Here is a 4,671-nt window from a genome sequence, read left to right as displayed (position 1 = left end):
CGGCTATCCTGTTCGGCGTCTGGTTCAACCGCGACCGCGTGAAGTATGAGCCGTATATGATTTCAACGTCGATGGCGGTGCCCGGACTGAATCCGCAAGCCGCCGTGCGCTATCGCGGCCTGGAAGTGGGCAAGGTGGACGACATCGACTTCGACCCCAAGGTGGCGGGCCAGATCCTGATCCGCCTCGCCATCGACCCGGATACGCCAATCACCAAGACCACCTACGCCACGCTGGGCTATCAGGGCGTGACCGGCATCGCCTACATTCAGCTGGATGACGACGCCACCGGCTCGCAGCGCATCGGCACCAGCAAGGAAAACCCGACCCGCATTCCTTTGCACCCCGGACTGTTCGACCAGCTGGAAAAACGCGGCAAGGAGATTCTGTCGCAAACCCAGCAGGTGACCGAGAAGCTGAACACCCTGCTCAGCGACGACAATCAGAAAGCCATGATGGGCGCCGTCAATGACCTGAGCACCGCGGCGCATGCCTTCGGCCAGATCCCCGAGCAGCTGAAGCCGACCATCGACAAGCTGCCGGCCCTGGCCGCGCAAACCCAGAAGACCTTGAGCACGGTCGACAAGCTGGCAACTGACGCTGACCAGCTGGCCTCCAGCCTGCAAGGTCCGGACGGCGCGGTGGCGCGCATCACCGGCGCGGTGGATCGTGCCGGTACCTCGCTGGAAGCTGTGACCAGCGGTGTTGAACTGGACACGCTGCCTAGCTTTAATGGCCTGGCTGACGAAACCAAGTCCTCCATGCGCGCGGTACGCCGCACCATGAACAACCTGAGCGACCGTCCAACCAGCCTGCTGTTCGGTGCACCAAGCACACCGCCGGGCCCGGGCGAACCCGGCTTCGAGTCTCCGAAAAAATAAGGACATCAACGTGAAGACTACCCTGATTCTCCTCAGCCTCGCGGCCGCACTGGCCGGCTGCGCCAGCAACAAAACCCAGGCGACGACCAGCTACGACTTTGGTCCGCTGACGGCTGCCGCCGGCAACAGCGCATCGCCTGCCGCAGCCGTCTTCCCGGCCCTGGTCGTCGCGGACGTAACCGGCCCTGCTTCGCTGGACACTCAGCGCATGTTCTACCGCCTGATGTATTCGGATGCGCAGCAATCGCGCCCTTACGCCTTCAACAACTGGAGCGTAACGCCGCTGCAGCTGCTTAGCCAGCGCATGAAGGCCCGCCTGGCGCAGGCCGGCGTGAAAGTGCTGAACACCACCGATGCGGCGGGCGGCCTGCCGCTGCTGCGCCTTGAAGCCGACGAGTTCTCGCAGAACTTTGACAGCGCCATGCACAGCAGCGCCAGCATCTCGCTGCGCGCTTCCGTATTCCGCCATCACCAGCTGGTGGATCAGCGCACCTTTACCCACACCGCTCCGGCCGAAAGCGCCGATGCGCCGGGCGGCGCGCGCGGTTTGGCCAACGCATCCGACGCAGTCGCCGCAGATATCCTGGCCTGGCTGGCGACCCTGCCGAAGCAGTAATCAATGACGGAAGCCGGCCGCGCGAAAAGAGGTTCCCCAGTGGCGCGCGCCGCGCTGCTGGCCTACACGCTGCTGATCGTCTATGCCAGCCTGTATCCCTTCTCCGGCTGGCATAACTCGGGACTGTCCCCCTTTATCTTCCTGGAACATGTAGCGCTGCCGCACTACTGGACCAAGTTCGACGCCATCACCAATGTGATCGGCTACATCCCCTTCGGTGTGCTGCTGGTGTACGCGCTGCACCCACAGCTGCGCGGCGGATGGGCCTTTCTGGTGGCGACGCTGGTCGGGGTGCTGGTGTCCGGCACCATGGAGGCGGTACAGACTTATCTGCCCACCCGTGTCTCGTCCAATCTCGACTTCTATACCAATGCCGTGGGTTGCGCGGCCGGTGCATTGATCGGCGCCCTCACCGAGCGCAAATTGATGGACACCAGCGCGCTGTACGCCCTGCGCCAGCGCTGGTTCGCCCAGCATGCCAGCCAGGGCCTGGTGCTGGTGGCTTTGTGGCCGCTGGCCCAGATCTATCCGCAATCCTTCCTGTTCGGACTCGGACAGATTCTGCCCATCCTGTCGGAATGGCTGTCCGACCTGCTGGAAAAGGATATCGACCTGACCAGCTACCTGCGGCCGGATGTCGCGCTGTCGGTGGAGCAGTATTGGCTGTCCGAAACCATCGTCACCGCCTGCGGCATGGTGGGCGCCTCCCTCACTCTGCTTTGCCTGCTGCGCAAGCCTTCGCCGCGCGGCCTGCTGGTGGTGGGACTGGTGGCCGCTGCCGTTACCGTCAAGACCCTGGCTACCGCCCTGCTGTTCGCGCCCGACAATGCCTTCACCTGGATCACGCCCGGTGCCCAGGGCGGTTTCCTGATCGGCGCCATCATGCTGGGCGGCCTGGCTTTCGCACCGCATGTGGCGCAGCGCCGGCTGGCGGCAGCCACCCTGCTGCTCAGCCTTTTGATTGTCAACACCACGCCCGTCAATCCCTACTTCAGCGAGACGCTGCAAAGCTGGGTACAAGGCAAGTTCCTGAACTTCAATGGGGCGGCCCAGTTCCTGTCCGTAATGTGGCCCCTGGCGGCCTTGTGGTTCCTCTGGCTGCCGTCCCATAAGCTCAATAAGCCCTGAGGCGGGTATCATTACGGATTCACCAAGTAACAGAGGTCACTATGAGTGAGCAATACTTTAAGCATCACGTGTTCTTTTGCCTGAACCACCGTGATGACGGCCGCGAAAGCTGCGGTCCGCGTGGCGCCGAGCAGGCGCAGAAACACGCCAAGAAGCGCTGCAAGGAGTTGAACCTGAACGGCGCGGGCAAGGTGCGGATCAATCAGGCGGGCTGCCTGGACCGCTGCGAACACGGCCCGGTGGTGGTCGTGTATCCCGAAGGCACCTGGTACACCTATGTGGACACTGCCGACATCGACGAAATCATCGACAGCCATCTCGTGAATGGCGTGGAAGTAGAGCGTTTGAAGATTAAAGAAGCATGATGAACAAGAATTCGCAAAAATTCACCCTGCAGGGCGGCGCAGGCCTGATGGAAGGCCTGATCGATATGCCGGCAGATGCGCCGAAGGGTATCGCCCTGGTGGCCCACCCGCATCCGCTGTACGGCGGCACCATGGAAAACAAGGTCGCGCAGACCCTGGCCCGTACCTTCGTGGCGCTGGGCTATGTGGTGGCGCGCATCAATTTCCGCGGCGTTGGCGCTTCGGAAGGCGTGCATGACCACGGCCATGGCGAGACGGACGATATGATGATCCTGTACCAGCACATGGTGGCGCAGTATCCCGGCCTGCCGGTGGCGCTGTCCGGCTTCTCCTTCGGCACCTTTGTGCAGTCGCATTTGCAGCAGCGCCTGGCCGCGGCCGGTACACCGGCCGAGCGCCTGGTGCTGGTCGGTACCGCGGCCGCCAAGTGGCCGATCGCCGAAGTGCCTTCCAATACGATTCTGATTCACGGCGAGCATGACGAGACGATTCCTCTGTCCGATGTATTCGACTGGGCGCGTCCGCAGGATATTCCGGTTATCGTGATTCCGGGTGCGGATCACTTCTTCCATCGCAAGCTTGGCCATATCAAGAGCTGGGTGATTGCGCTGTGGCAGGGACAAAAGGACACCGTTGAGGCGGTTTGACGCCTTATAATTTTTGGGGCCAACAATTTTGGCGGATCGATGATCCGCCCTACGACACTATGAAGAAACTCATTTCCGCACTGGCGACCAGTGTTCTCCTGATGACGTCTGCCGTCGCGCAGACGCTTCCCGCTCCGACCATCGCCGCGAAATCCTGGCTGCTGCTGGACGCCACCAGCGGCCAGATCATCGCATCGCAAGATCCGAACGCGCGCGTGGAACCGGCTTCGCTGACCAAGGTCATGACCGCCTACGTCACTTTCGAAGCCCTGCGCGACAAGAAGCTGTCGCTGGACCAGATGGTGAACGTCTCCGTCAAAGCCTGGAAGGTGGATGCCTCCAGCTCCAAGATGTTCATCGATCCTGCCACACCGGTATCGGTCAAGGACCTGCTGTACGGGCTGATGGTCCAATCGGGTAACGATGCTGCTGTGGCCCTGGCCGAAGCCGTGGCCGGCGACGAAGCTACCTTCGTCACCCTGATGAACCGCGATGCCCAGCGCATGGGCCTGACCAACACCCACTTCGCCAACCCGCACGGCCTGCCGTCGCCGGAGAACTACACCACGGCGCAGGATCTGTCGGTACTGGCGCGCCACGTGATCCAGGACTTCCCTGAGTTCTACAAGATCGACTCGGTCAAGGAATTCACCTACAACCGCATCAAGCAGCAGAACCGCAACCGCCTGCTGTGGCTCGATCCGACCGTTGACGGTATGAAGACCGGCCACACCGAAGCGGCAGGCTTCTGCATGATCGCTTCCGCCCACCGTCCGTCCGGCACCATCGACCGCCGCCTGATTTCGGTGGTGATGGGCACGACCTCCGATTCGACCCGTACCCAGGAAAGCCAGAAGCTGCTGAACTGGGGCTTCCAGAACTTCGACACCGTGAAGCTGTACACCAAGGGCCAGGCGATCGACACGCCGGAAGTCTSGAAGGGTTCCGCCGCCAAGATGAAGATCGGCTTCAAGCAGGACGTGCTGGTGACGGTGCCGAAGGGCGTGGCCGCCAAGATGAAGCCCGTGCTGGAG

6 protein-coding genes are annotated in these 4,671 nt (G+C 62.3%); all 6 read left to right on the top strand.

Annotation, left to right across the window (positions count from 1 at the left end; translation table 11 throughout):
* The coding region (locus AB4Z11_RS23590; protein ID WP_442028087.1) for an MlaD family protein at positions 1–881 on the top strand (881 nt) is incomplete at its 5' end.
* Positions 882–891: 10 nt separating this feature from the next.
* Positions 892–1,497, top strand: coding sequence for an ABC-type transport auxiliary lipoprotein family protein (locus AB4Z11_RS23585; protein ID WP_442028085.1), 606 nt, complete (start codon positions 892–894; stop codon positions 1,495–1,497).
* Positions 1,498–1,500: 3 nt separating this feature from the next.
* Complete coding sequence (locus tag AB4Z11_RS23580) at positions 1,501–2,625, top strand: VanZ family protein (protein WP_442028083.1); 1,125 nt, start codon at positions 1,501–1,503, stop codon at positions 2,623–2,625.
* Positions 2,626–2,666: 41 nt separating this feature from the next.
* A complete protein-coding gene (locus tag AB4Z11_RS23575; protein WP_442028081.1) occupies positions 2,667–2,990 on the top strand; it encodes a (2Fe-2S) ferredoxin domain-containing protein in 324 nt (107 codons plus the stop codon).
* On the top strand, positions 2,990–3,637 hold the full coding sequence (locus AB4Z11_RS23570) for an alpha/beta hydrolase (RefSeq protein ID WP_442028089.1): 648 nt from the start codon (positions 2,990–2,992) through the stop codon (positions 3,635–3,637). Before AB4Z11_RS23575 ends, AB4Z11_RS23570 begins: the two co-directional genes overlap by 1 nt.
* Before the next feature lie 59 nt (positions 3,638–3,696).
* The coding region (locus AB4Z11_RS23565) for a D-alanyl-D-alanine carboxypeptidase family protein (RefSeq protein WP_442028079.1) at positions 3,697–4,671 on the top strand (975 nt) is incomplete at its 3' end.

The organism is Pseudoduganella sp. RAF53_2 (assembly GCF_052113985.1).
Taxonomy (GTDB): Bacteria; Pseudomonadota; Gammaproteobacteria; order Burkholderiales; family Burkholderiaceae_D; genus Rugamonas.
Note: the sequence above shows the minus strand (reverse complement) of the source record. Positions and strands in the feature narration are given on the sequence as shown.

Excerpts from the sequence above, each read along its gene's own strand:
- AB4Z11_RS23580 (WP_442028083.1), top strand. The coding sequence starts at position 1,501 with ATGACGGAAGCCGGCCGCGCGAAAAGAGGTTCCCCAGTGGCGCGCGCC.
- AB4Z11_RS23575 (WP_442028081.1), top strand. The coding sequence starts at position 2,667 with ATGAGTGAGCAATACTTTAAGCATCACGTGTTCTTTTGCCTGAACCAC.
- AB4Z11_RS23570 (WP_442028089.1), top strand. The coding sequence starts at position 2,990 with ATGAACAAGAATTCGCAAAAATTCACCCTGCAGGGCGGCGCAGGCCTG.